This is a genomic window from Eggerthella sp., assembly GCF_048329335.1.
Classification (GTDB): Bacteria; Actinomycetota; Coriobacteriia; order Coriobacteriales; family Eggerthellaceae; genus Eggerthella; species Eggerthella lenta.
The window spans coordinates 1-2,862 of the sequence record NZ_DBFEGU010000296.1 but is presented as its reverse complement, the minus strand read 5'-3'; the positions used below and the strand labels follow the sequence as shown (position 1 = coordinate 2,862).

At 68.2% G+C, this 2,862-nt stretch carries 3 protein-coding genes and 1 pseudogene; 2 read left to right on the top strand and 2 right to left on the bottom strand.

Annotated features, from left to right (window positions below; translation table 11 throughout):
* Together ACMO6A_RS09445 and ACMO6A_RS09440 are read left to right on the top strand one after the other, a co-directional pair.
* Nucleotides 1–223, top strand: a pseudogene (locus ACMO6A_RS09445) (MFS transporter); the annotation flags it as partial.
* Between the two features lie 149 nt (nucleotides 224–372).
* Nucleotides 373–1,404 carry an SDR family NAD(P)-dependent oxidoreductase gene (locus ACMO6A_RS09440; protein WP_009306502.1) on the top strand — a complete coding sequence of 344 codons (1,032 nt, stop codon included), beginning with the start codon at nucleotides 373–375 and terminating at the stop codon, nucleotides 1,402–1,404.
* A gap of 47 nt (nucleotides 1,405–1,451) precedes the next feature.
* On the opposite strand, the gene ACMO6A_RS09435 is transcribed toward ACMO6A_RS09440, so the two are convergent.
* Together ACMO6A_RS09435 and ACMO6A_RS09430 are read right to left on the bottom strand one after the other, a co-directional pair.
* On the bottom strand, nucleotides 1,452–2,144 hold the full coding sequence (locus ACMO6A_RS09435; RefSeq protein WP_086414388.1) for a histidine phosphatase family protein: 693 nt from the start codon (nucleotides 2,142–2,144) through the stop codon (nucleotides 1,452–1,454).
* Nucleotides 2,144–2,611, bottom strand: coding sequence for a YbaK/EbsC family protein (locus tag ACMO6A_RS09430; protein WP_009607847.1), 468 nt, complete (start codon nucleotides 2,609–2,611; stop codon nucleotides 2,144–2,146). Before ACMO6A_RS09430 ends, ACMO6A_RS09435 begins: the two co-directional genes overlap by 1 nt.
* Between the last annotated feature and the right edge of the window lie 251 nt (nucleotides 2,612–2,862).

The window sequence follows — 2,862 nt, the reverse complement described above, 5'->3', positions numbered from 1 at the left end:
GCAGAACTCGCTTCTGCTGGCAGCGGTGCCCGTGGCCGTGTTCGCCACCTCGGTGGGCGTCAGCGCACTGGGCACCTCGGTGGCCGCCATCGTGCTCGTGGGCTGCTGGATGGCCATCACGGCCTTCGCCCTGGTCGCGCGCGGCATGCGCAACCTCGACGACGCCGCGCCCGACCCGAAGCGGGAGGAGGGCGCCCTCGAGGAGGCGCGACTCGATTCGTAAGCGTCCTCCTCGCCATTTCAGCCCGATTGCGTGCAAGTCGCACCTTTCCAACGGCCGCGCAGCCGCCCGAACGGCACTCGCCACCCGCTCCTATCATGACGGGAAAAACCACTCGGGCGCAGCGCGTCCGGCACGAAAGGAGCGCCATCATGGCACAAACCGCATTGGTCACCGGCGCGACGAGCGGCATCGGAGAGGCCCTCTGCCTGCTGTTCGCCAGCGACGACTTCGATCTGGTCACCGTCGCACGCGACAAGGAGGCTCTGGAAAAGCAAGCCGACGAGCTGCGCAGGCTCGACATCGACGTGCTTCCCATAGCCTGCGACCTCTCCGACCCCGATGCCGCGCGCACCATCTTCAAGCGCGTCCAGGAGGCGGGCAAGGAAATCGAGATCCTCGTCAACGACGCGGGCTACAGCCCCGCCGGCCAGTTCTCCGACCTGCCCATCGCCGACATCCGCTCGATGATCCAGGTCAGCGTCACCAGCCTCGCCGAGCTGACCAGCGTGTTCCTGCATCCCATGCTGGAGCGCGGCCACGGCCGCATCCTCAACATGAGCTCGATGATGGCGAAAACGCCGTGCCCCTACAACGCGCTGTACGGCGCGGCGAAGGTGTTCGTGCTGTCGTTCTCCACCGCGCTTGCGCGCGAGCTCAAGCACACCGGCGTGTCGGTGACCACCGTCTGCCCCGGCGCCACGCGCACGAACTTCCCGAAGAACGCCGGCATCGAGGACGCGCCCGCGTGGAAGTACTTCTCCATGGATACCGACGAGACGGCCATCCGCGTGTACCGCGCGCTCATGCGCGGCGAGCGCTGCGCCGTGACGGGCTGGTACAACAAAGTGGGTTCGATCTCGGTGCGGCTCATGCCCATGGGCATGCAGCTGCTGGCCGGCGAGTGGCTGATGGGCGCGCGCAAGCATCCGCTCGACCACGAGGGAACCGAAGAGGGCTCGCACGAGGAGCATCCGCACGGCCGGAAGCAGGGTCAAGCCGGGACGCAGGCCTGCGGATGCGGCCATGCGCACGATCACGGGGCCGGTCACGAAGACGGGCATCCTCGCGGACGCGAGGACGATCAGGCTCGGAGGCACGACCACCATCAGCACGGCCAGCGCGAACACGGCGGCATGGGCGGCACCGCGCCTGTCTGCCGCATCAGCTGGGATCGCTGGTAGCTCCTTTCAGAAGCGGCCGGGGCAGGCTTGCTCCGGCCGCTTCCGCTTCACGGCCGTTGCCAGACGGTCGAGCCTATCTCGCCCAGACGGAAATCCGACCCGTCGTAGGAAATGCGCGTGACGCTGGCGTTCGGTATCTTCACCGGATCGTTCACGCGCTCCGGGTCGATGAGGTACACGAGCGTGCGCACGACGAACGAATGCGTTACCACCAGCACGTTGCCGCCGCCGCGCTTCAGCCCATCATCGCCGGCCTCGCGGAAGAACCCGCGCAGGCGCCGCTCGATGGCATCGAAGCGCTCGGCGCGGCCGGAGCAATCCGCATCCGCCAGCACGTCGGCCACCTCGGGCAGCCGCCGATTGTGCTCCTCGAACGACAGCGGCGCGCCGAACCCCGCGTCGAGCGTGGCGTGCAGCAGCTCTCCCGGCTCGCCCTCGAGGTCGCCGTAGCACCATTCGCGCAAACGCATGTCATCGTAGGGACCGAACGGCACCTTGCTCCCCCGCGCGCGCAGCAGCTCGTCGAGCGTGTGCACGGCACGGCCGCTGTCGCTTGAGTACGCCGCGGAGAAGTCTACTTCGGCCAGCCCGCGGCCCAGCGACTGCGCGGCGCGCACGCCCTCGTCCGTGAGCGGCGTGTCGCACCAGCCCTGCACCTTGCCCATGACGTTGAACAGCGTCTGCCCGTGACGCACGACGTAGAACGTCATCTCGCCGGAACGGCGCTCCCCCGCCTCCATCAGACGACCTTGCAGACGTCAACCCAGGTGCAGGGCGCGGCGCAGCGTTCCAGCTCGTCGGGCGTCAGGCGCACGGCGCTCGCGGCGTTGCCCGCCGCCGGATACACGGTGTCGAAGCGCCGCAGAGATTCGTCGAGGAACACGTCCACGCCCTCGTTGAGCGCGAACGGGCACACGCCGCCCACGCCGTGGCCGATCAGCGGCTCGGCCTCGTCGGCGGCGAGCATCTTCGCCTTGCAACCGAACCGCGCCTTGTACTTGGGGTTGTCGATGCGCGCATCTCCTGCGGCCACCACGAGCGCGACGCGGTCGCCCACGTGGAACGACAGCGTCTTCGCGATGCGCGCCGGCTCGCAGCCCACGGCCTGCGCGGCAAGCTCGACGGTGGCGCTCGACGTCTCGAACTCCAGCACGCGCTCCTCCATGCCCCGCTCGCGCAGAAACGCCTTCACCTTGTCGATAGCCATCGTCGCCTCGCTTTCCGAATAGGTTGCAGCTTCCAGTATAGCGCCGCATCCCGAATCGAAGAAGCCGACAACCGGATACCGCGATCCCAGTTCGGAAGCAGGCTGGGCGATGTCATCCTATGGGACGATAGATGCGTCTCCCGATGGCGAAGCGTATCATCGGGAGAGAAGCCCCGCCCCGCCGGCCGACCCGTTGTCGTCCAGGCCCTCGGTGCCTTAGCTCAGGCTCGTCGCCGGCGCCGGCGGGGCTT